This window comes from Nocardioides sp. NBC_00368 (assembly GCF_036090055.1).
GTDB lineage: Bacteria > Actinomycetota > Actinomycetes > Propionibacteriales > Nocardioidaceae > Nocardioides.
Genome location: NZ_CP107970.1, coordinates 1370196 through 1390004 on the forward strand (window position 1 = coordinate 1370196; position 19809 = coordinate 1390004).

Annotated in this window: 24 protein-coding genes; 13 read left to right on the forward strand and 11 right to left on the reverse strand. The window is 69.2% G+C overall.

Going from position 1 to position 19809, the window contains the following annotated elements; all coding sequences use genetic code 11:
* Positions 1 to 3 precede the first annotated feature (3 nt).
* From OG984_RS06510 to OG984_RS06530, 5 genes are all read right to left on the reverse strand, one after another.
* Entirely contained in the window at positions 4 to 684 is a 681-nt protein-coding gene (locus OG984_RS06510; protein ID WP_328530784.1) for a methionine ABC transporter permease, read from the reverse strand.
* Positions 684 to 1730, reverse strand: a complete 1047-nt coding sequence (locus tag OG984_RS06515; protein ID WP_328530785.1) for a methionine ABC transporter ATP-binding protein — start codon at positions 1728 to 1730, stop codon at positions 684 to 686. The genes OG984_RS06510 and OG984_RS06515 overlap by 1 nt, the downstream gene beginning before the upstream one ends.
* Positions 1727 to 2665, reverse strand: coding sequence for a MetQ/NlpA family ABC transporter substrate-binding protein (locus OG984_RS06520; RefSeq protein WP_328530786.1), 939 nt, complete (start codon positions 2663 to 2665; stop codon positions 1727 to 1729). Before OG984_RS06520 ends, OG984_RS06515 begins: the two co-directional genes overlap by 4 nt.
* A 168-nt stretch (positions 2666 to 2833) precedes the next feature.
* Positions 2834 to 3679, reverse strand: a complete 846-nt coding sequence (locus OG984_RS06525) for an ABC transporter permease (protein ID WP_328530787.1) — start codon at positions 3677 to 3679, stop codon at positions 2834 to 2836.
* Positions 3676 to 4584: an ABC transporter ATP-binding protein gene (locus tag OG984_RS06530; protein ID WP_328530788.1), complete on the reverse strand. Its 909-nt coding sequence runs from the start codon at positions 4582 to 4584 to the stop codon at positions 3676 to 3678. The genes OG984_RS06525 and OG984_RS06530 overlap by 4 nt, the downstream gene beginning before the upstream one ends.
* Positions 4585 to 4716: 132 nt before the next feature.
* Here OG984_RS06530 and OG984_RS06535 point away from each other — a divergent pair, with 132 nt between their 5' ends.
* Both OG984_RS06535 and OG984_RS06540 read left to right on the forward strand, forming a co-directional pair.
* Positions 4717 to 5940, forward strand: coding sequence for a sensor histidine kinase (locus OG984_RS06535; protein WP_328530789.1), 1224 nt, complete (start codon positions 4717 to 4719; stop codon positions 5938 to 5940).
* Complete coding sequence (locus OG984_RS06540) at positions 5937 to 6608, forward strand: response regulator transcription factor (RefSeq protein WP_328530790.1); 672 nt, start codon at positions 5937 to 5939, stop codon at positions 6606 to 6608. Before OG984_RS06535 ends, OG984_RS06540 begins: the two co-directional genes overlap by 4 nt.
* A 25-nt stretch (positions 6609 to 6633) precedes the next feature.
* Here the strand turns inward: OG984_RS06540 and OG984_RS06545 are convergent, their stop codons facing one another.
* Positions 6634 to 6804, reverse strand: a complete 171-nt coding sequence (locus tag OG984_RS06545; RefSeq protein ID WP_328530791.1) for a hypothetical protein — start codon at positions 6802 to 6804, stop codon at positions 6634 to 6636.
* Between the two features lie 111 nt (positions 6805 to 6915).
* Between OG984_RS06545 and OG984_RS06550 the strand changes: the two genes are divergently transcribed.
* From OG984_RS06550 to OG984_RS06575, 6 genes are all read left to right on the forward strand, one after another.
* The gene (locus tag OG984_RS06550) at positions 6916 to 7365 is read left to right on the forward strand and encodes a helix-turn-helix transcriptional regulator (protein ID WP_328530792.1); all 450 of its coding nucleotides are present in this window, start codon (positions 6916 to 6918) and stop codon (positions 7363 to 7365) included.
* Between the two features lie 5 nt (positions 7366 to 7370).
* On the forward strand, positions 7371 to 7793 hold the full coding sequence (locus OG984_RS06555) for a VOC family protein (RefSeq protein ID WP_328530793.1): 423 nt from the start codon (positions 7371 to 7373) through the stop codon (positions 7791 to 7793).
* Positions 7794 to 7845: 52 nt separating this feature from the next.
* Positions 7846 to 10206, forward strand: coding sequence for an excinuclease ABC subunit UvrA (locus OG984_RS06560; RefSeq protein WP_328530794.1), 2361 nt, complete (start codon positions 7846 to 7848; stop codon positions 10204 to 10206).
* A 115-nt stretch (positions 10207 to 10321) separates the two neighbouring features.
* Positions 10322 to 10804: a DUF6069 family protein gene (locus OG984_RS06565; RefSeq protein WP_328530795.1), complete on the forward strand. Its 483-nt coding sequence runs from the start codon at positions 10322 to 10324 to the stop codon at positions 10802 to 10804.
* A 39-nt stretch (positions 10805 to 10843) separates the two neighbouring features.
* A complete protein-coding gene (locus tag OG984_RS06570; protein WP_328530796.1) occupies positions 10844 to 11314 on the forward strand; it encodes a VOC family protein in 471 nt (156 codons plus the stop codon).
* 21 nt (positions 11315 to 11335) lie between these two features.
* Positions 11336 to 11818 carry a GNAT family N-acetyltransferase gene (locus OG984_RS06575; protein WP_328530797.1) on the forward strand — a complete coding sequence of 161 codons (483 nt, stop codon included), beginning with the start codon at positions 11336 to 11338 and terminating at the stop codon, positions 11816 to 11818.
* Here the strand turns inward: OG984_RS06575 and OG984_RS06580 are convergent.
* Positions 11815 to 12441: a class I SAM-dependent methyltransferase gene (locus tag OG984_RS06580; RefSeq protein ID WP_328530798.1), complete on the reverse strand. Its 627-nt coding sequence runs from the start codon at positions 12439 to 12441 to the stop codon at positions 11815 to 11817. The two genes, OG984_RS06575 and OG984_RS06580, sit on opposite strands and share 4 nt — an antisense overlap.
* Positions 12442 to 12514: 73 nt before the next feature.
* Between OG984_RS06580 and OG984_RS06585 the strand changes: the two genes are divergently transcribed.
* Positions 12515 to 13009, forward strand: a complete 495-nt coding sequence (locus OG984_RS06585; protein ID WP_328530799.1) for a GNAT family N-acetyltransferase — start codon at positions 12515 to 12517, stop codon at positions 13007 to 13009.
* Positions 13010 to 13022: 13 nt separating this feature from the next.
* Positions 13023 to 13793 (forward strand): dimethylargininase, encoded by a 771-nt coding sequence (gene ddaH / locus OG984_RS06590; RefSeq protein ID WP_328530800.1) that lies wholly within the window; start codon positions 13023 to 13025, stop codon positions 13791 to 13793.
* Here ddaH and OG984_RS06595 read toward each other — a convergent pair.
* The 3 genes from OG984_RS06595 to OG984_RS06605 all read right to left on the reverse strand — a co-directional run bounded on the left by OG984_RS06595 (position 13784) and on the right by OG984_RS06605 (position 16940).
* The gene (locus OG984_RS06595) at positions 13784 to 15157 is read right to left on the reverse strand and encodes a lipase family protein (RefSeq protein ID WP_328530801.1); all 1374 of its coding nucleotides are present in this window, start codon (positions 15155 to 15157) and stop codon (positions 13784 to 13786) included. The genes ddaH and OG984_RS06595 overlap by 10 nt on opposite strands.
* A gap of 126 nt (positions 15158 to 15283) precedes the next feature.
* Positions 15284 to 15901: a GyrI-like domain-containing protein gene (locus OG984_RS06600; protein WP_328530802.1), complete on the reverse strand. Its 618-nt coding sequence runs from the start codon at positions 15899 to 15901 to the stop codon at positions 15284 to 15286.
* A 106-nt stretch (positions 15902 to 16007) separates the two neighbouring features.
* Complete coding sequence (locus OG984_RS06605) at positions 16008 to 16940, reverse strand: zinc metalloprotease (RefSeq protein ID WP_328530803.1); 933 nt, start codon at positions 16938 to 16940, stop codon at positions 16008 to 16010.
* A gap of 182 nt (positions 16941 to 17122) precedes the next feature.
* Between OG984_RS06605 and OG984_RS06610 the strand changes: the two genes are divergently transcribed.
* Positions 17123 to 17512, forward strand: a complete 390-nt coding sequence (locus OG984_RS06610; RefSeq protein WP_328530804.1) for an MmcQ/YjbR family DNA-binding protein — start codon at positions 17123 to 17125, stop codon at positions 17510 to 17512.
* 19 nt (positions 17513 to 17531) lie between these two features.
* Here the strand turns inward: OG984_RS06610 and OG984_RS06615 are convergent, their stop codons facing one another.
* The gene (locus OG984_RS06615; RefSeq protein ID WP_328530805.1) at positions 17532 to 18458 is read right to left on the reverse strand and encodes an EamA family transporter; all 927 of its coding nucleotides are present in this window, start codon (positions 18456 to 18458) and stop codon (positions 17532 to 17534) included.
* A gap of 83 nt (positions 18459 to 18541) precedes the next feature.
* On the opposite strand from OG984_RS06615, the gene OG984_RS06620 reads away from it, so the two are divergent.
* Positions 18542 to 19447, forward strand: a complete 906-nt coding sequence (locus tag OG984_RS06620; RefSeq protein ID WP_328530806.1) for a LysR family transcriptional regulator — start codon at positions 18542 to 18544, stop codon at positions 19445 to 19447.
* A complete protein-coding gene (locus OG984_RS06625) occupies positions 19444 to 19746 on the forward strand; it encodes a hypothetical protein (protein ID WP_328530807.1) in 303 nt (100 codons plus the stop codon). Before OG984_RS06620 ends, OG984_RS06625 begins: the two co-directional genes overlap by 4 nt.
* The last annotated feature ends 63 nt before the right edge of the window (positions 19747 to 19809 follow it).

The window sequence follows — 19809 nt, forward strand, 5'->3', positions numbered from 1 at the left end:
GTGTCAGCGGCGCAGGATCCGCGCCGACAGCGTGTTGCCGATCAGCTGGATGACCTGCACCAGCGCGACCAGGATGAGCACACAGACCCAGGTGACGGTCGGGTCGTACTGCCGGTAGCCGAAGGTCTGGGCGAAGCTGCCCAGGCCGCCGCCGGCGATCAGGCCCGCGACCGCGGACATGTCGACGACCGCGACGAAGGCGAAGGTGTAGCCCAGGATGATCGGCGCCAGCGCCTCGGGGAGGACGACGGTGGCGGCGATCCGGGCACGGCTGGCGCCCATCGCTCGAGCGGCCTCGATGACGCCCGGCGGGACGGTCACGAGGTTCTGCTCGATGATCCGGGCGATCCCGAACATCGCGGCGAGGATCAGCGAGAACACCACCGCCGGCATCCCGATCCCGGTGCCCACGATCAGCCGCGCGGCCGGCTGGACGGCGGCGATGAAGATGATGAACGGGATCGGCCGGAAGAAGTTGACCAGTACGTTGAGGACGGTCGAGACGACCGCGTTCTGGTAGAGGCCGCCCCGGCGGGTGAGATAGAGACCCAGGGCGAGCAGCAGGCCCAGCGTGCCGCCGATCAGCATCGTCAGCGCGACCATGAGCAGCGTCTCGCCGGTCGCCTGCCAGATGTCGGGCCAGAGCTCGCCGAGCCTGGTGTCGGTCGGGAGAGCGGTCAGCATCACAGCTCCTTGGCGGGGACGAGGGCGGCCAGCTCGCGTACGGCCTCGTCGACCGAGGACACGGGCCCGTCGAGGGCGAGGGTCAGGTTGCCGAAGGTGGCGCCCCGGATCTCCTCGATGCCGCCGAAGACGAGCTCGAAGGCGATTCCGCGCTGGAGAAGCACGGCGAAGATGTCGGTCTGGCGGGGTCCGCCCTCGCGCAGCTCGACCTTCACGAACCGGCCGGGATGGCGGGACCGCAGCGCGGCCAGTGCCTCGGTGTCGGGCTCGTCGTCGACGACGGTGCCGACGAAGCGCCGGGTCACCGGCTGCCGCGGCGCAGAGAAGATGTCGTAGACGGCGCCGGACTCGACGATCCGCCCGTTCTCCATGACCGCGACGTGGTCGGCGAGCTCGCGGACGACCTCCATCTCGTGGGTGATCGCCACGATGGTGGTGCCGAACTCGTCGTTGACCCGCTTCAGGAGACGCAGCACCTCGTGCGTGGTCTCCGGATCGAGCGCGCTGGTGGCCTCGTCGGCGAGCAGCAGCGACGGGTTGGTGGTCAGCGCGCGGGCGATGCCGACGCGCTGCTTCTGTCCACCCGACAGGTTGCGCGGGTAGGTGTGGGCCTTGTCGGGGAGACCGACGAAGTGGAGCAGCTCCGAGATCCGGCGCTGCTGCTCGGCCTTGGCGACGCCGGCGATCTGCAGCGGGTAGGCGAGGTTGCCCCAGACCGTACGCGACTCGAAGAGGTTGAACTGCTGGAAGATCATCCCGATGCCGAGCCGGATCGGCCGCAGCCGACGCTCGTGCAGACCGACGAGCTCGGTGCCGCCGACCTGGATGGAGCCAGAGGTGGCCGGCTCGAGGCCGTTCAGCAGGCGTACCAGGGTGGACTTGCCGGCACCGGAGTACCCGACGATCGCCTGGACATCACCGGCGGCGATGTCCAGGTCGACGTCGTCGACCGCCCGGACCTCCGTGCGCCCCCTGGCCGCCGGATAGGTCTTGGTGACGTTGCGGAGCCGCACCAGCGGCTCCGCTTCGGTGGCTGAGTGCGTCACTGACGCTCCTCGACCTGCTTCTCGGTCTCATCGAGCGACTTCTGCAGGTCCCCGACCGGGATCTTCACCAGTTCGGCGGTGTTGCCGGAGGTCTCGTAGACGCCCTGCTGGACCTCCTCGTTGGTCTGGAAGATCTCGACGAGCTTCTTGTAGGTCGGGTTGTCCTTGTCCTCGGCGCGTACGGCGAAGATGTTGACGTACGGGAGCGCCTTCGGGTCGGAGGGGTCGTCGGTGGCCAGCGCGTCCTCGAACTTCAGGCCGGCGTCCTCGACGAAGTCGTTGTTGATGATCGCCGCGGCGACGTCGGGCAGCGAAGAGGCGGTGATCGAGGCCTGGACGGCCTTGATCTTCACCTTCGAGGCGGCCGTGTCGACCTCCTTGACGGTGCTGAACGGGGTGCCGCCGTCGGTCAGCTCGATCAGGCCCTTGGACTGGAGCAGGACCAGGCCGCGGGCCTGGTTGGTCTCGTCGTCGGGGACGATCACGGTCTCGCCGGCCTTGATGTCGTCGAGGCTCTTGTACTTGGAGGAGTAGAGACCCAGCGGGTAGGTCGCGGTCGAGCCGAGCGCGACCAGGTCGTCGTCGTTCTGCACGTTGTAGTCGGCCAGGAAGATGATGTGCTGGAACTGGTTGAGGTCCAGCTCGCCCTCGGACAGCGCCGGGTTGGGCTGGTTGTAGTCGCCGAAGTTCTTGACCTCGAGGTCGATGCCCTCCTCGCGGGCGGCATCCTGGAAGGTCTTCCAGTAGGGGTCGTCGGCACCGACGACACCGATCGTGACCTTGGTCAGGTCGCCGGCGGAGTCGTCGTCGCGGGTGAGGAAGAAGGCGAGGCCGCCGATCACGATCGCGGCGGCGACGACGATGCCGATGATCAGCGAGGTCTTGGACTTGGGAGCCTCGATGAGCGGGGTGGGCTCGGGCGCGTTGGAGGACACGGGTGGGAACCTCTTCTAGACGGGAGTGTCTCGACGTTGAGAACGGACAACCTGGTTGTTGTCCACCAAAACAGTAGACTTAACGAGGATCACATCCCGATTGTCGGTCACACGCCGAGACGTGTCACGGACCCGCCCCGGCGTGTGCTAGCGACATATTTCCCGAGGTCAGGTGAGGTCGCGCCGCCTCATCACGACCACCGCGGCGACAGCTGCGACCAGCACGTACGCGGCAACGGTGATCAGCGCGCGCTCGCCGGAGATCACGTCGAGGACTCCCGGCGTCCCGTTGGGTCCGCCGATGATCGCACCGACCAGCGAGCCTCCGGCAGTGCCGGGCAGGGCCTCGGTGACGGTCTCGACCCCCGAGAGCAGACTGCCGACGCCGCGCAGCAGGTTCTCGACCACCAGCGACCAGACCAGGCCCAGTCCGACGGCGAGCGCCGGCCCCTTGGCAAGCACACCGACCAGGAACCCGAGCAGCGCCCACATCTCCAGCACCAGGAACCCGGCACCGAAGGACTGCGCCAGGTCGCTCAGGGCCGGCATCGTGATCGACTGACCCTCGGTCGCCGCGATCGCCACCGAGACGCCCGCGCACAGAGCCAAGGTCGCGGTCATCATCGCGAAGATGAAGATCGTCACCGCGGCCAGCGAGCCGCCGATGGCCGAGAACCGGCTCGGTCCCTGGGTGAAGACGGTCTTCCAGGTGCCCCAGCCGAACCCGTTGCCGGCGACGAGGGCGCCGACCACCATCGCCAGCGCGCCGCCGAACATCGGCAGGCCGCTGACGATGACGTCCGGGATCGCGCTCGGCATCAGCTCGGCCAGCAGCTGGGCGCTGCTGGCGCCGTCACCGGCGAAGTTGTCGTCGCCGGTCTTGTAGGCGACGTAGTTGAAGACGTACCCGAAGGAGAGCGAGAGCGCCAGCCAGGCGCCGACGATCACCCAGATCGCCGACCACTTGCGCAGCCGGAGCATCTCGGCCCTTGTGCTGTTGATCAGTGTGTTCATGACACGAGCTCCTTGTTGCTGGTCATCTCGAAGAAGACGTCCTCCAGGGAGCGCTCCGCGACGGTGACCTCGTGGACATCGATGGAGTGGGCGACCAGATGACGTACGACGTCGGGGGCCGCCGTGGCGGGCAGCTCGACCTCGAGCGTCTCGTTGCCGATGCGGCGTACGCCTTCGTCGCCGGCGAGCCGCATGACGGCGGCCAGCGCGGCATCCTCCGGGGTGGCCCGGACCCGAAGGGTCGCGCCGCCGCGCAGGTCGGCGACGGTGGACTCGCGCAGCAGCCGGCCGTTGTCGATCACGCCCACGCGGTCGCAGATCTCCTGCACCTCGGCGAGGATGTGGCTGGAGAGGATGACCGTCTGACCGGCGTCGGCGAGCGAGACGACCAGGGCCCGCATGTCCGCCATACCGGCCGGGTCGAGCCCGTTGGTGGGCTCGTCGAGCACGAGCAGGTCGGGTGAGCCGAGCATCGCGGCGGCGACGCCGAGGCGCTGCTTCATCCCGAGCGAGTAGCCCTTGAAGGCGTCCTTCGCCCGGTCGGCGAGGTCGACCATCTCCAGCACGCGGTCGACCTCGGCGTTCGGCAGGTCCTGGTAGCGCGCCATCGTGCGCAGGTTGTCGCGGCCGCTCAGGTAGGGGTAGAAGCCGGGGCCCTCGATCAGGGCGCCGATCCGGGCAGTGACGTCGGGTCGCCCGGCGGGCCGGCCCAGGACGCTGGCCGATCCGGCGGTGGGCCGGATCAGGCCGAGCATCATCCGCAAGGTGGTCGTCTTGCCGGCCCCGTTGGGGCCGAGGAAGCCGTACACCTCGCCACGCTTGACGGTCATGCTGACCCGGTCGACGGCGAGCCTGTCGCCGTACCGCTTGGTCAGCCCGTAGGTCTCAACCACAAGTTCGTTCATGCCTCTCACGCTCTCGTGGCCGCCCCCTGACCGGCATCGGCACCGCGGCGGCTCCGGGTTACGCAGATCTGCGTACGCGGCTGGCCGCCGTTGTCGTACGTCTCGGGCCCCCGCGCGAACTACGGTGTGTCCATGTCCCGGATCCGTCGTCATTGGCTCCCGTGGCTGATCGTCGTGGTGGAGCTCGTCGGCTCGCTGGGCAGCAACGCCCAGGCCGACACCCGGGGGCCGGCCGTGCTGCCCGCCCTCATCGCCCTCGTCGCCGTCCTCCCGGTGCTGCTCAGCCGCCCGCCTGCCTGGGCGGTCGCGGTGAGCGGGGCATGTGTCGGGGGCTACTTCACAGCGGGCTACGCCGACGGGCCGATCTTCATGGCGCTGCCTGTGGTCACGTTCGCGACGGCGTTGTCGCTGCCGCCACGCAAGTGGCTCGGCTGGGCGGTCGCGGCGGCGGCGCTCGTGGCCACCGGGATCATGCTGAACCCGACGGAGAGCCCGCGGTTCGACGGCGGCCGCGGTCCTTGGGGACCCGGCGGCGGCCCGGAGGGCGACCTCTCCCAGTGGCAGGCCTTCGGGCAGGTGGCGCTGATCGCCGCGTGCGGTGCGGTTGGGGCCGCGATGCGCTCCCGCAACGAGGCCCGCGCCCAGCGGCGGCGCCGCGCGGTCAGCGACGAGCGGGTGCGGATGGCCACCGACCTGCACGACGGCGTCGGTCACGGGCTGGCGGTGATCGCGATGCAGGCGGGTGCCGCGCTGCACGTGCTCGACCGGGACCCGGAGGCGGCACGCCGCAACCTGGAGGCGATCCGGGCCGAGAGCAAGGAGTCGCTCGACCTGCTGCGCCGGCAGCTTGCCCGGCTGACGGACACGGAGGTCGGCACGCAGGAGGCGCCACGAGCACCGGAGCACGGGCTCGCCGACCTGCCTGCACTGGTCGAGCGGGTGCGCACCGGAGGTCTGGACGTCTCGCTCCGGCTCGAGGTGACCTCGGCGCCGGCGGACGCCGAGCGGGCTGCGTACGCCGTGGTCCAGGAGGGGCTCACCAACGTGCTGCGACATGCGGGAGCGTCCCGCGCCGAGGTCTCGGTCGTGGTCATCTCGACAAGCTCGATACAACGCTCGACAGGCTCGACCACCGGGGAGACCGCCGAGATGGTCGTGACGGTGCACGACGACGGGCGGGGATCGGACATTCCGAGCAAAGAAAGGCGCTCTGGGACGGGAATTGTGGGAATGCGGTCGCGCGTGGAGGCACTTGGAGGCACCCTAGAGGCGGGGCCGGAGGTACGGGGCTTCCGGCTGCGGGCTTCCATCCCGCTTTCTGGGTCCTCGGCGGGTGGCGCGGAGGGGCTGGCATGAGCAGTGTTGATCCGGGGAAGATCAGCGTCGCTCTGGTCGATGACCAGCCCCTGGTTCGCATGGGCCTGGCGACGATGATCGGCGCCGAGACCGATCTGGAGATCGTCGGCGAGGCCTCCGACGGCAGCGCGGCGCTGCCGATGCTGCGCCGCACCCACCCCGACGTCGTGCTCTGCGACATCCGGATGCCGGTCCTCGACGGCCTCGGCATGCTGGAGCAGGTGACTCGCGACGCCTCCTTGAAGGACGTACGTGTGGTGATGCTGACGACCTTCGAGCTCGACGAGTACGTCTTCGAGGCGCTCCGGCTGGGTGCGAGCGGGTTCCTGCTCAAGGACGCCGAGCCGGTCGCCCTGCTGGACGCCATCCGGGTCGTCGCCGAGGGCGGCTCGCTGCTCGCGCCGACGGTGACCAGGCGGGTGATCGAGGAGTTCGGATCGCCCCGCCGGGCCACCAACCCGCATCCGCGGCTCGGTGACCTGACCGAGCGCGAGCGGGAGATGGTCGCCTGGGTGGCGACCGGCCGCTCCAACGCCGAGATCGCCGCCGAGCTCGTGGTCAGCCCGGACACGGTCCGCACGCACGTCTCGCGCGCGATGGTGAAGCTGCACGCCCGCGACCGGGCCCAGCTCGTCGTCTTCGCGATCGAGTCGGGCCTGAAGGTCTAGCCGGACAGATCTCCCGGGCCGGGATTCAGGCGACGAACGCGATGCTGCCCGGCATCACGACCGGAGCGCAGGGGCAGGTGTCGCTGCAGGCGAGGTAGGTGTGGACTTCGTGGCCGCAGCGCGGGCACGGCAGGAAGTGCGACATCGGGAAGCTGCGTACGTTGGTGTTCTCGGTGTCCTGAGCTGTGTCCCACATGACTTTCTCCTATCCGTGTTTGTGCCTTCGCCTACTCCACGAGTGTGCGCGCCCGATTTCGACACCTTTACTTCGACACGCGGCAGATTCATCAAATGGGAGGATCGGAGGGTGACGAGCAAGCCCGACCAGGAACAGCGCCTTCGTGACCTGAAGCTGCTGCGGAAGGTCAAGGACCGGATCGACCGGGAGTACGCGCAGCCCCTCGACGTGGAGGCGCTGGCCGCCGGCGTGCACATGTCGGCCGGGCACCTGAGCCGGGAGTTCCGCAAGGCCTACGGCGAGCCGCCTTACTCCTACCTGATGACCCGGCGTGTGGAGCGGGCGATGACGCTGCTGCGGCGCGGCGACCTCAGCGTCACGGAGATCTGCTTCGCGGTCGGCTTCGGGTCGCTGGGGACGTTCTCGACGCGGTTCAGCGAGCTCGTCGGGATGTCCCCGAGCGTCTACCGGGACAAGGCGACGAGCGGTGGCGACGGGATCCCGCCATGCGTTTCGAAGCAGGTCACCAGACCGGTCAGGAATCGAGAAGCGAAGGTGCCTGACCCCTACATAACGTAAGGGCCATGGACATCAACATCTGCCACAGCTACCTTCCGCACACCGATCCCGAGGCCTCGCTGAGGTTCTACCGGGACCTGCTGGGTTTCGAGGTCAGGAAGGACGTCGGGTACGAGGCGATGCGCTGGCTCACCATCGGACCGCCGTCTCAGCCGAGCGTGAGCGTCGTGCTCTACCCGCCGCTCGCCGACCCGAACATCAGCGAGGACGAGGGCCGTGTCATCCAGGAGATGATGGCCAAGGGCACCTTCGCCAGCCTCATGCTCTCCTCCCCGGACGTCGACGCCGCCTTCGAGAAGATCCAGGCCGGCATCGACGCCGCCGGCGGCGAGATCATGTCGGAGCCGACCGACCAGGACTGGGGGATGAGGGACTGCTCGTTCCGCGACCCGGCGGGCAACACGGTCCGTCTCCAGCAGATCAAGTGAGCCCGGAAAAATGTGCACGCCCGGGTTCGATCCTCCGGCTAGCCTGACCGCCATGAACGATCCGAGCACGGCCGCACACGACGCCGACACGCACGATCTGATCCGCGTCCAGGGCGCCCGGCAGAACAACCTCAAGGACGTCTCGGTCGAGATCCCCAAGCGCCGGCTCTCGGTGTTCACCGGGGTGTCGGGCTCGGGGAAGTCGTCGCTGGTCTTCGGCACGATCGCGGCGGAGTCGCGGCGGCTGATCGACGAGACCTACTCCACCTTCATCCAGGGCTTCATGCCCAGCCTGCCGCGGCCCGAGGTCGACGCGATGGAGGGGCTGACCACCGCCATCCTGGTCGACCAGGAGCGGCTCGGCGCCAACCCGCGCTCGACCCTGGGCACGGTCACCGACGCCCACGCGATGCTGCGCTCGCTGTTCAGCCGGCTGGGGGAGCCGTTCATCGGCGGGCCGACCGCGTTCTCGTTCAACATCCCCACCACCCGGGCCTCGGGCGTGATGACGGGACCGAAGGGCGAGAAGACGATCGTCAAGGATGCGGTCTACCTCGGCGGCATGTGTGCCGAGTGCGAGGGCCGCGGGACCATCTCCGACCTCGACCTCGCCGTCATCATCGACGAGTCGAAGTCGCTGGTCGACGGGGCGATCCTGGTGCCCGGCTACACCGCCGACGGCTGGATGGTGGCCGCTTTCAAGGTGGTCGTGCCGCCGGACGTCCCGATCAAGGACCTGACCGAGGAGCAGCGCCACGACCTGCTCTACGCCGAGCCGCGCAAGATCAAGCTCGAGGGCATCAACGCGACCTACGAGGGCCTGATCCCGAAGATCCGCAAGTCGATGTTCAGCAAGGACGTCGAGGCGCTGCAGCCCCACATCAAGAAGTTCGTCGAGGCGGCGGCGGTCTTCAAGCCGTGCCCCGCCTGTGGTGGCACCCGGCTCAACGAGTCGGCGCTCTCCTCGAAGATCCGGGGCAAGTCGATCGCGGACGTGTGCGCGATGCAGGTCACCGACGCGGCGGAATGGCTGCGGAGCATCGACGAACCCGGAGTCGCGCCGCTGGTGGCCGGGCTCCTGCACCTGTTCGACTCGTTCGTCGAGATCGGACTGGGCTATCTCTCCCTCGACCGGCCCTCCGGCACCCTGAGCGGCGGTGAGGCGCAGCGTACGAAGATGGTCCGTCACCTCGGCTCCGCGCTCACCGACGTGACCTACGTCTTCGACGAGCCGACCGTCGGGCTGCACCCGCACGACATCCAGCGGATGAACAAGCTGCTCCTCGACCTGCGCGACAAGGGCAACACCGTCCTGGTCGTCGAGCACAAGCCGGAGACGATCGCGATCGCCGACCACGTCGTCGACCTCGGCCCCGGCGCCGGTAGCGACGGCGGCACGATCTGCTTCGAGGGCACCTACGAGGGCCTTGCGAAGGCCGACACGCTCACCGGGCGCCACCTCGGCCACCGGGCGTCTGTGAAGGAGACCGTACGCACCCCGAAGGGACACCTGGAGATCCGCGGAGCGACCTCGCACAACCTCCGCAACGTCGACGTGGACATCCCGCTCGGGGTGCTGACCGTCGTCACCGGGGTCGCCGGCTCGGGCAAGTCGTCGCTGATCCACGGCTCCATCCCGGCGGGTGCCGACGTCGAGTTCGTCGACCAGAGCGCGATCAAGGGGTCACGCCGGAGCAACCCGGCCACCTACACCGGCCTGCTCGAGCCCATCCGCAAGGCGTTCGCGAAGGCCAACGGGGTCAAGCCGGCGCTCTTCTCGGCCAACTCCGAGGGCGCCTGCCCGACGTGCAAGGGCAACGGGATGATCTACACCGAGCTCGGGTTCATGGAGACCGTCGCCTCGCCGTGCGAGGACTGCGGCGGCAAGCGGTTCCAGGCGCTTGTGCTGGAGTACCGTCTCGGCGGGCTCAACATCGCCGAGGTGCTCGACCTCTCGGTCGCCAAGGCTCACGAGTTCTTCTCCACGGGCGACTCGAAGGTGCCCCCGGCCGCCAAGATCCTGGAGCGGATGAGCGACGTCGGCCTCGGCTACCTCAAGCTCGGCCAGCCGCTCAACACCCTCTCCGGTGGCGAGCGGCAGCGGATCAAGCTGGCCATGCACCTGGGGGAGAAGGGCGGGACGTACGTCCTCGACGAGCCGACCACCGGTCTTCACCTGGCCGACGTCGACAACCTGCTCGCGCTGCTCGACAAGCTGGTCGACGCCGGGAAGTCGGTCATCGTGATCGAGCACCACCAGGCTGTCATGGTCCACGCCGACTGGATCATCGACCTCGGCCCGGGTGCCGGTCACGACGGTGGCCTGGTCGTCTTCGAAGGTACGCCCGCCGAGCTCGTCGCGAAGAAGTCGACGCTGACCGGCGAGCACCTGGCGGCGTACGTCGGCGCCTGATCTGACCCCCCGGGTGGTGCGAATCACGTCCGGTTGCGGCCATCTGGATGCGGTCGGGGTGGAGGGTCACGCTTAGTGTGCATTGGTTGCAGTATCAATCAAGGAGCACCCGAGAATGACCCTCCACCTACCCGAGCACAGGCGGACCACGGCGGTGGAGATCACGCCCGTCCGGGAGCGGCCGGTGTCAGTATGGCCGCGCGGCCTGGTGGCCACGGCGATCGCCGCGGTCACCACCACGGTGATGGCCGTGATCGCCAAGGCGGCCGGGGTCGACTTCGGCAGCAGCCTCGGCGACGTACCGCTCTCCGCGTTCCCGATGCTCACCATCTACTGCTCGCTGATCGGGATCATCATCGCCGAGGTGATGATCCGGGTGGCAGCGATGCCCCGTTCGACCTTCCAGATCACCATGATCGTGCTCACCGGGCTCTCCCTGATCCCCGACGTGCTGCCCGTCTTCGAGTTCGACCTGACCTTCGTGGGCTTCCTCTGCCTGACGCACGTCGTCGCCGCCGCGATCGTGGTGCCGATGATCGCGCTCCGGATGGAGGAGCGCCGCGGCCTCGGACTGCCCGGCCCCGCCCATCGCCGATAGCGGACGCAGACTGTCCTGTTTCGATGGCATGGTGGACCCATGGCTCTCGAGACTCGAACCTTCCAGGTCACCTTCGACGCGCACGACCCCCGCGCCCTCTCCACGTTCTGGCGTGACGTGCTCGGCTACGTCCACCCCGGTCCGCCGGGAGTCGAGGTCCCCGGGGGCAGCGACCCGCTGGAGGCCTGGGACGAGTTCCTCGCTCGTGTCGGAGTGCCGGAGGACCAGCGCAACAACGCCTCGGCGATCGAGGACCCCGCCGGCACCGGCCCGCGCGTCTTCTTCCAGCGCGTCCCCGAGTCGAAGACCGCCAAGAACCGCGTCCACCTCGACGTCCGGGCGGCTCCGGGGCTGCAGGGGGAGGAGCGGATGGCCGCGTTGGAGGCGGAGTGCGAGCGGGTCGTCGCCCTCGGCGCCACCCGGGTCCGCCGGTTCGAGCCCGAGCCGCCGATGAGCAACGGCTTCATCGTCATGCAGGACCCCGAGGGAAACGAGTGGTGCCTCGACTGAGGTTCTTCCTATCCTCACGACATGCTGATCCGAGCGGCAGTCGCCGATGACGCCGAGGCGTTGACCGATCTCCACCTCGATGTGTGGGAGGAGGCGTACGCCGGCCTGATGCCGGACTCGATCTTCGTCGAGCGCCGTTCCCTGCGGGCCGAGCGGGTCGATCGGTGGCGTACGAACCTCGGGACCGGCCCGTTCTCCACCCTGGTCCTCGAGGACGACGAGCCGGGCCGGCTGCTCGGGTTCGCGAGCGCCGGACCGGGCCGTGACACCGATCCCGGGTTGCCGCCGCTGGAGCTCTCCGCCCTCTACGTCCGCGCGGAGAGGTACGGCACCGGCCTCGGCCATCGACTGCTCGAGAAGGCGATCGGGTCGTCGGCGGCGTACCTCTGGGTTCTCGACGGCAACCAGCGGGCGATCGTCTTCTACGAGCGACAGGGGTTCCGGTTCGACGGTGAGACCAAGGCCGAGTCCGTCGGCCTCCACCGGCGGATGGTCCGCACCTAGGCCTTACGGCGCGCGAGCAGCGTCGAGTCGTCGATCTCGACCGGGACACCGTCCCGGATGGTCAGCCGGCGGCGCTGCTCGACCACGACCGGCTCGAAGTCGTCCGGCAGCCCCGGGAGCAGGTCGGCGGCGAGGAACATCGCGTCGTGATGGCTGTGGCGCGCGAAGACCTCCGACGGTGCGTGGCCGACCACGAGGAGGTGTCCGCCAGGCGCGACCGCGGTGGCCAGGCGCCCGGCGACGTCGACCATGCTCCCGTCGGGCGTGTGCAGGAAATGGGACGTGACCAGGTCGAACTCCCGGCCGTCGGCGGTGAAGGTGCGGGCGTCGACCTGCCACCAGGACGTACGCTCCGCGACGCCGGCCTCCTCGGCGTGGCGCTTGGCTCGGGCCAGCCCGTTCGCGGCGAAGTCGGCGCCGGTGACCGTCCAGCCCTGCTGTGCCAGCCAGATCACGTCGCCACCCTCGCCACAACCGACATCCAGCGCCGTCCCCGGCGTCAGCGCGGTGATCTCGGCGACGAGCTGAGGGTTGGGGTTGCCGCTCCAGACCTTCTCCTCACCGGCGTAGCGCTCCTCCCACGACTCCGGCTCGAACATCTCGCGTCCCTCGTGCTCGCTCATGGCCTCAATCTAGCCCGCGTCCCGAGCAAAACCCGGTGCGATCGCAGCAGGGCGTGTGGTTCCCTGACCAGCGATGATCACGCTGCCCGCACCACCACGCCTGGCCCGTCCGACGACGGCCGTCCGGACCTCCTATCTCACCGGCGAACAGGCCGACTGTCTCCTCCGTGGCACCGCCACCGACTGGCTCGGACCGGCCAGCGAGGACTTCGACGCGTTCGTCGCCGCCAGGGACCACGACAAGGAGCGCTGGGACGTGATGTCCACGGTCTACTGGTACGTCTCCGGCGAGCACTATCTCGGCTCCCTGGTCGTGCGCCACACGCTGACGCCCGAGCTCGCCGCCGAAGGCGGTCACATCGGCTACCACGTCGTCGCCCCGTGGCGGCGCCAGGGGCACGCGACCCGCATGCTCGGGCTCGGTCTCGAAAAGGCGCGCGCGCACGGCGTCTCCCGTGCGCTGCTCACCTGCGACCCGGCCAACGACGCGTCCCGCCGTGTGATCGAGAGGAACGGGGGCGTACCCGACGAGCAGCTCGGGAACGAGCTCCGGTTCTGGATCGGGTAGGGATACTTCACCCATGCACGCTCTCGTACGCCGCCCCTCGCCCCGCCTCGCCGAGGGGCTCGTCACCCACATCGAGCGGAGCCCGGTCGACGTCGGCCTCGCCGGCATCCAGTGGGAGGCGTACGTCGCCGCGATGCGCTCCGCGGGCTGGACCACGCACGAGGTCGATCCCGCCGATGACTGCCCGGACTCGGTCTTCGTCGAGGACACGATGGTGGTCTTCGGAGACCTGGCCGTGATCAGCCGGCCGGGCGCCCTGGAGCGGCGCCCGGAGATCGCCGCGGCCGAGGACGCCGTCCGGATGCGGGGATACCGGATCGCCCACATCGAGACGCCCGGAACGCTCGACGGCGGCGACGTGCTCAAGCACGGCGACACCGTCTGGGTGGGGGAGGGTGGGCGTACGAACGCCGAGGGGATCGCCCAGCTCCGGTCGCTGCTCGGGCCGCTGGGCGCCGAGGTCGTCGTCGTCCCGATCTCGAAAGTGCTCCATCTGAAATCGGCCGTCACCGCGCTTCCCGACGGCACCGTCATCGGCCACGAGCAGCTGGTCGACGACCCGAGCGTGTGGGGAGCCCGGTTCCTGCCGGTCCCGGAGGAGTCGGGCTCCCATGTCGTCATCCTCGACGACGACACGCTGCTGATGGCCACCTCGGCGCCGCTGAGCCGGGCGATGTTCGAGGAGCGTGGCTACACGGTGGTCGCGGTCGACATCTCCGAGTTCGAGAAGCTCGAAGGCTGTGTCACCTGCCTGTCCGTGCGGCTACGAGGCGCTCAGGGCTGACTCGGCAGCGTCGCGCAGGTGGAGCCGGCCGCGACGCCCTTGACGCGGTCGGTGATCCAGTTGATCGCGGCGGTCTGGTCGACCAGGAGCGGCGTGACGTGGTTGGTGATCAGCCCGTCGCCGAGGTTGGGCAGCACCACCGCCTGGTAGGTCACCCTGGATCCGTGACCGCACCAGTCGACGGCCAATTGACGGGCCTGGTCGTGCGGGACGATGTCGTCCTCGGTGCCTGTGGCCAGGCGGACCGGGATCCGCGGCGCCACGTTCCCGAGCTTCTGCTCGGCCATGATCGCCTGCACCGCGGGCTCCCGCTCGATGATGTCGTCGAGGCTCTCGCCTGTCGTGGTCCAGCTGCTGCTGCGCTGGAACGGGTAGCTGGCGATGCCGTCGGCGACGCACGCCGTCGACAGGTCCTCGAGCGCCGCCTTGCCCTTGGCGTTGAGGTTCTCGTCGAGGATCGGCTGCAGTTCCGCGTTGGACTGGGCCAGGCCGTTGATCGTCCAGCCGAGCGCCGCAACCAGGGCCGACCCGTCGATACCCTCCGCCGTCGCCCGCAGGTCGGCCGGCGGTGCGCCGACGTAGGCGCCGACCAGGTTGACGTCGGGTGCATATTCGGCGGCGAGCTCGGAGGCCGACCCGGTCGCGCCGCCACCCTGGCTGTAGCCGTAGAGCGCCACCCGCGAACCACTGGTCACCGACGCGTCCGGAACGCCGCGAGCCGCTCTGGCCGCGTCGAGGACGGCGTGGCCGCCGTCGACCCGGTCGACGTAGGTGTGCAGCCGGTCGGTCGTGCCGAGGCCGACGTAGTCGGTCACCATCACGGCCACGCCGCGAAGGAGAAGGCGGTAGATCCCGATGTCCTCGTAGCCCACCGAGACGGTCCTGCCGTTGAAGAAGATCGGTCGCTCGAGGCCGAGCGAGGCCGAGCACTGGTCGCCCTGGCCCATAGTGCCCGGCGCGACGACCACGAGCGGACGGTCGCCGGCACCGCTCCACGCGGCGAACGGCTCGATGTAGGCACCGGTCACAGCGGCCGGGGCACCGTTGTTGTCGGTCGTCTTGTACATGACCCGGGTCGCGGTGCCGGGCAGCGACCCGATGCCGGGGATCGAGAGTCCGAAGCCGAGGCGGAGGGGCTCGGTGCGTACGAGCTCGCCGTTGGCGTCGGGAAGGGTCGCCGGCGGGTTGTAGAACGGCGGGATCTCGACGCCGCGGGAGACGACGGTGGCGCCGGTGTCGGCGGCTGCAGCCGGGGCCGCGAGGGCAGCCGGAGTGACCGCGGCGACGGCCAGTGCGGTGGCGAGCACACGTACCGCGTGCCGGCCAGGACGCTTCACGAACATCCTCGATGCGTGCAGAGGCATGGGGGAACTCTCCTCACGTGAGCGGGACTGCTCCGTCCCGAGTTACTGAAGAGTAATGTGACCGCGCTCACGCCGACAAGAGTTTTCAGTCAACATTCGTACACCGAAATGCCAGTGCCGCTCAGATCATGCGGTCGTGACCGGCTGCCGCAGGATCGTCCGCAGCTTCGCCGGTTCGACCCGTCTCGGGTCGCCGAGGTAGATCTCGTGGTGCTTGCCGGTCATCCGCAGTCCGCGCTCGGGGATGAATCGCTCGTGCATCTCCTCGAGGACCGGGCCCTCCGCGTCGTACGGCCCGATGTGCAGGGTCTGCACACAGGTGCCTTCGCGCAGCGTCTCCCGGCGGACCCTGTCCAGACTCGCCGGGCGGTCCTTGGCGGCGACCGTCGCACACGCTTCCTCGAACATCTGTTCGGTGACCCAGTCCGGCGTCATGATCATCGCCGTCCAGTCCCACTGCGACTTGTCCCGCGCCCGGGTGAACGCGTCCATGTCCTCGGCCCACCACAGCGCCTCCAGCGGCGGCACCACGTAGTCGCGGCCGTCCTTCTTGCAGGCGAACTTCAGCTTGTACGCCACCGGGTACAGCGCCGCGAGCGCGTCCGCGTACTCCTGCGCGGTGTTGGGGTCACCGTGCCCGTCGACCATCAGGTAGGGGAGAGGCGGCACCTCGAGCACCCGGAACTCGCCGCGTCGTGCCTGGTAGCCGTCGAGCGTCTTCTTCAGATCCGTCTTCGTCGCCATGGACGCATGATGGCGCTCCGGAATGGCAGCTGCTCGCCCGGCGAGTCACACGGGACGCGCCGGGCGAGCAGTGGTGATGGTCAGGCCCGATGATCAGGCCCGATGATCAGGCTCGGTACGCCGCCCACATCTGGTCCATCCGAGTGCTCTGACCCGGGGTGAACTGGTTGTAGCAGCTGTCGTAGCTGTAGTCCATGTAGTTGTGGATCGGGTCGAGGCCCGGCAGGCTGCAGGAGTCACGGCCGGTGGGGCAGCCCGAGGTCGAGCTGGACTGAGCCGGGGTGTCCGCGACCTCGTCGTTGGTCGCAGTGCAGCCGCCCTGGAAGGTGTGGTAGAGCCCGAACCAGTGGCCGGCCTCGTGGGTCGCGGTCTTGCCCTGGTCGTAGTTGGTGGCCGAGCCGCCGGGGAGCGAGGAGTACTGCACGCGGATACCGTCGATGCCCGGGTTGCGCGCGTAGTCCCACGGGAACGTCGCGATGCCGAGGTAGCCGAAGTCGACGAGCCAGATGTTGAGTGCGTTCTTGCCGCCCAGGCGGGTCTGGGTGCGGTAGGTCGTCGACTGGCGGTCCTTGTGCCACTGGTTGTTGTAGTAGGTGTCGACGCCGGCGAGCGTGAACGTGAAACCGGTGTCCGCAGCCGTGCCGGCCAGCTCCTGACCGGCGAAGTCCTGGTTGAGCTCGGCGATCTGTGCGTCGATCTGCGCTTGGGTCACGTCGCCGGAACCGTCCGTGCCGAGCATCTTGTGGATGTAGACGGGAACGGTGGCCGCGGTGCGCGCACTGCTGCCCTTCTTGGCCAGGATCGCCGCCGTGCGGGCCTCGATCCGCTGCTGCTCCGCCGCGGAGATGTCGCGGTGGTCCCCGCCGGAGCCACCTCGGGCGGCGTCGGCCTCGTCATGGCCGGCCGGCTCGAGGCAGGCAGCCTTCGACTCCTGCGGTGCCCACGCCGCTGCCGGGACGGCGGTCATGGCCACCGAGGCGGCACCGAGCGCCAGGCTGATCGCCGTGGCTGCGATGCGAGCTGAACGGTTCAACGTCATGTGATGAGGGTCCTCTCACTCAGTCCGGGCCCACGGGGTCTGGGGCCCGGATTTGAACGCTGACTCAACACCAAATTTCATTGCACGGGAATGTAACGCTTGCAGATTTGTCCCTCACCGGAGGGTTTTAACTGATCCGTAACGGACGCCGTCGCCGTGGAGACACGGGTACGCTCCGGACCATGGCAACCGTGGAAGATGTCCGGTGGCTCGCCTCCAGCCTCGAGAGGTCCTACGAGGTTTTCGTACGCGGCCGACTGAAGTTCCGGGTCGGCTCGATCGTCTACGTCGCCTTCTCCCTGGACGAGACCGAGATGGGTTTCGGCTTCCCGAAGGAGGAGCGGGCCGCGCTGGTCGCCGGCGCGCCCCACAAGTTCCATCTGCCCCGGGAGTCGGAGATGCGGTTCAACTGGGTCGAGTCGTCCCTCGGTGAGCTCGACCCGATCGAGGCGTGCGAGTTCGTCGTGGACGCCTGGCGGCTCTGCGTACCGAAGAAGGTCTCCGCCGCCTACGACCTCACCCACCCCGACGGTCCCGGACCCGACCACCCGATGAACCGAGGAGAGGGATGATCCTGGCCGAGGAGCGCACCTACGGAACCTGTGAGGTCTGGGGCGGACGGATCGCCACGGGCGCGTCCAGGCGCTGAGCCGGGGGAGTGCCACCTTCGACGGCCGGGCTGCGGCCGCCCGCACGTTCGGCCCCCACTCCAGCCGCGACGACGAGCCCGACCCCGAGCACGGCGACGAGATTCGGCGCCTGGTGGAGAGCGACGAACCCGATCACCAGTGCCAACGCCGGCTCGAGCGCCATGAGCGTTCCGAACGCACCGGCGGTGAGGCGACGTAGCGCCATCATCTCCAGGGCGAAGGGCACCACCGGCACCAGGAGTGCCAGGCCCAGGCCGGCAAGGAGGAGCTCGGGCGTGAGCCGCTCCACGATGCCAGGTCCGACGACGACGGTGGCGACCACGGCCGCGACGGGCATGGAGATCGCGAGTCCACCGATGCCGCTGACCGCGTCGCCGACTCGCTGGGTCAACAGGATGTAGGACGCCCAGCAGGCTGCCGCGCTCAGAGCGAACGCGACACCGAGCACGTCCACTGCGCCGTTCCACGGCTGGGTCAGGCACAGCACACCACCGGCGGCCACGAGCGCCCACGCACGTGCGGTGCCGCGGCTGCGGACGACGGCGACCCCCAGCGGCCCGAGGAACTCCAGGGCGGCGGCGGTGCCGAGCGGGAGCCGGGCCAGCGCAGCCATGAACAGCAGCGTCAGGCCGGAGGTGACCACACCGAGCGCGATGCCGCACAGCAGTGTCTCCCGGCCGAAGGTCGAAGGGCGCGGACGGACGAGGACCAGGAGAAGGATGCCGGCCCAGGACAGACGCAACCAGGCCACTCCCGCCGGGCCGAGCTGGTCGATCAGACCCACCGACGCCGCGAGGCCCAGCTGTACGCAGAGCATGGCTGCCATCGCCATGGAGGCACCGTTGCGGGCGGAGTGTGAGGTGGTCATGCGTTCCAGTGAAGCCACGGAATCCGTTCGTGTCCACGTGACATTGCTGGACAATATGTTCGCGATATCGAAACAATGACCCGGTGGACGTACGCAGACTTCGGATGCTGCTCGAGCTCTCGCGTCTCGGCTCGATGCACGAGGTCGCCGCCGAGCTCGGCACCAGCACGTCGAGCGTCTCGCAAGCGGTCGCAGCGCTCGCACGAGAGGTCGGAACGGCCCTCGTGGAACCCGACGGCCGACGCGTACGCCTGACTCCTGCAGGCCACCGCCTCGCCGAGCACGCCGTCACCATCCTCGCGGCGGTCGAGGCCGCTCGCCTCGACCTCGACCCGGACGCCGAGCCCGCCGGTGTGCTTCGGGTGGCCGGGTTCGCCACCGCGATCCGACGATCTCTCATGCCCGCGATCGACGGACTCCGGCACGACCACCCCGGCATCGAGGTGCGGTTGCGCGAACACGAACCACCCGAGGCGCTGGGACTGCTCGCACGCGACGACGTCGACCTGGCGCTCGTCTACGACTACAACGTCGCTCCCGCCTCCTGGAGCAGCGACTACGACTCCCTTCCACTGTGGGACGTCACCTGGGGCCTCGGCGTGCCGTCCCAGGAGCCACGTGCCCCGCTGGCGACCTTCGCCGACCGGGACTGGATCGTGAACTCGCGCCACACCGCCGACGAGGAGGTGCTGCGTACGCTCGCATCGATGGCGGGATTCACCCCTCGGGTCGTTCACCGGGTCGACGCGCTCGAGCTCGTGGACGACCTCATCCTCGCCGGGCACGGACTCGCGCTGTTGCCGCGCGGACGCACCTCCCGCCGCGGCGTCGCCGTGCGGCCGTTGACCGACCCCACGGTGCGCCTGCGCGCCTTCGCCGTGACCCGCCGCGGCCGTGACCGATGGCCGCCTCTGCGGGCGGTGCTGAACCGACTGGGACAAGCGGGCCGACCCCGTTCTTCGACCGAGAGGAGTGCTGAGCAACGATGACGGCACGATCACCTGAAGGCCCGATCCTGCTGTGCTGCCTGCTGTGGGCGCACGACGGAGAGGCCGACGCCCTGCATGCCTATGAGGACCGTGTCCTCCAGCTGATCCAGGAGCACGGGGGAGAGGTGGTCCAGCGTGCGCTCGCCGACACACCCGGCCAGCCGGACGAGGTCCAGCTCTTCCGGTTCCCGCGACAGTCCTCGCTCGACGGCTACCTGAACGACGAACGGCGTACGTCGCTGGCCGCCGATCGCGACGCCGCCGTCGCCCGGACCGAGCTGTTCCCGGTGCGCTTCTGACCTACCGGGCCGCTCGGATGGCCTCGACGTCCGCGGCCACGTGCTGACCACCGCGGAGGCGCC

Bases quoted from the DNA above. Each gene is read 5' to 3' on its own strand.
- OG984_RS06510 (WP_328530784.1), bottom strand. From the start codon at position 684: ATGCTGACCGCTCTCCCGACCGACACCAGGCTCGGCGAGCTCTGGCCC.
- OG984_RS06525 (WP_328530787.1), bottom strand. From the start codon at position 3,679: ATGAACACACTGATCAACAGCACAAGGGCCGAGATGCTCCGGCTGCGC.
- OG984_RS06530 (WP_328530788.1), bottom strand. From the start codon at position 4,584: ATGAACGAACTTGTGGTTGAGACCTACGGGCTGACCAAGCGGTACGGC.
- OG984_RS06535 (WP_328530789.1), top strand. From the start codon at position 4,717: ATGTCCCGGATCCGTCGTCATTGGCTCCCGTGGCTGATCGTCGTGGTG.
- OG984_RS06540 (WP_328530790.1), top strand. From the start codon at position 5,937: ATGAGCAGTGTTGATCCGGGGAAGATCAGCGTCGCTCTGGTCGATGAC.
- OG984_RS06545 (WP_328530791.1), bottom strand. From the start codon at position 6,804: ATGTGGGACACAGCTCAGGACACCGAGAACACCAACGTACGCAGCTTC.
- OG984_RS06555 (WP_328530793.1), top strand. From the start codon at position 7,371: ATGGACATCAACATCTGCCACAGCTACCTTCCGCACACCGATCCCGAG.
- OG984_RS06560 (WP_328530794.1), top strand. From the start codon at position 7,846: ATGAACGATCCGAGCACGGCCGCACACGACGCCGACACGCACGATCTG.
- OG984_RS06565 (WP_328530795.1), top strand. From the start codon at position 10,322: ATGACCCTCCACCTACCCGAGCACAGGCGGACCACGGCGGTGGAGATC.
- OG984_RS06570 (WP_328530796.1), top strand. From the start codon at position 10,844: ATGGCTCTCGAGACTCGAACCTTCCAGGTCACCTTCGACGCGCACGAC.
- OG984_RS06575 (WP_328530797.1), top strand. From the start codon at position 11,336: ATGCTGATCCGAGCGGCAGTCGCCGATGACGCCGAGGCGTTGACCGAT.
- OG984_RS06580 (WP_328530798.1), bottom strand. From the start codon at position 12,441: ATGAGCGAGCACGAGGGACGCGAGATGTTCGAGCCGGAGTCGTGGGAG.
- OG984_RS06585 (WP_328530799.1), top strand. From the start codon at position 12,515: ATGATCACGCTGCCCGCACCACCACGCCTGGCCCGTCCGACGACGGCC.
- ddaH (WP_328530800.1), top strand. From the start codon at position 13,023: ATGCACGCTCTCGTACGCCGCCCCTCGCCCCGCCTCGCCGAGGGGCTC.
- OG984_RS06595 (WP_328530801.1), bottom strand. From the start codon at position 15,157: ATGCCTCTGCACGCATCGAGGATGTTCGTGAAGCGTCCTGGCCGGCAC.
- OG984_RS06600 (WP_328530802.1), bottom strand. From the start codon at position 15,901: ATGGCGACGAAGACGGATCTGAAGAAGACGCTCGACGGCTACCAGGCA.
- OG984_RS06605 (WP_328530803.1), bottom strand. From the start codon at position 16,940: ATGACGTTGAACCGTTCAGCTCGCATCGCAGCCACGGCGATCAGCCTG.
- OG984_RS06610 (WP_328530804.1), top strand. From the start codon at position 17,123: ATGGCAACCGTGGAAGATGTCCGGTGGCTCGCCTCCAGCCTCGAGAGG.
- OG984_RS06615 (WP_328530805.1), bottom strand. From the start codon at position 18,458: ATGACCACCTCACACTCCGCCCGCAACGGTGCCTCCATGGCGATGGCA.
- OG984_RS06625 (WP_328530807.1), top strand. From the start codon at position 19,444: ATGACGGCACGATCACCTGAAGGCCCGATCCTGCTGTGCTGCCTGCTG.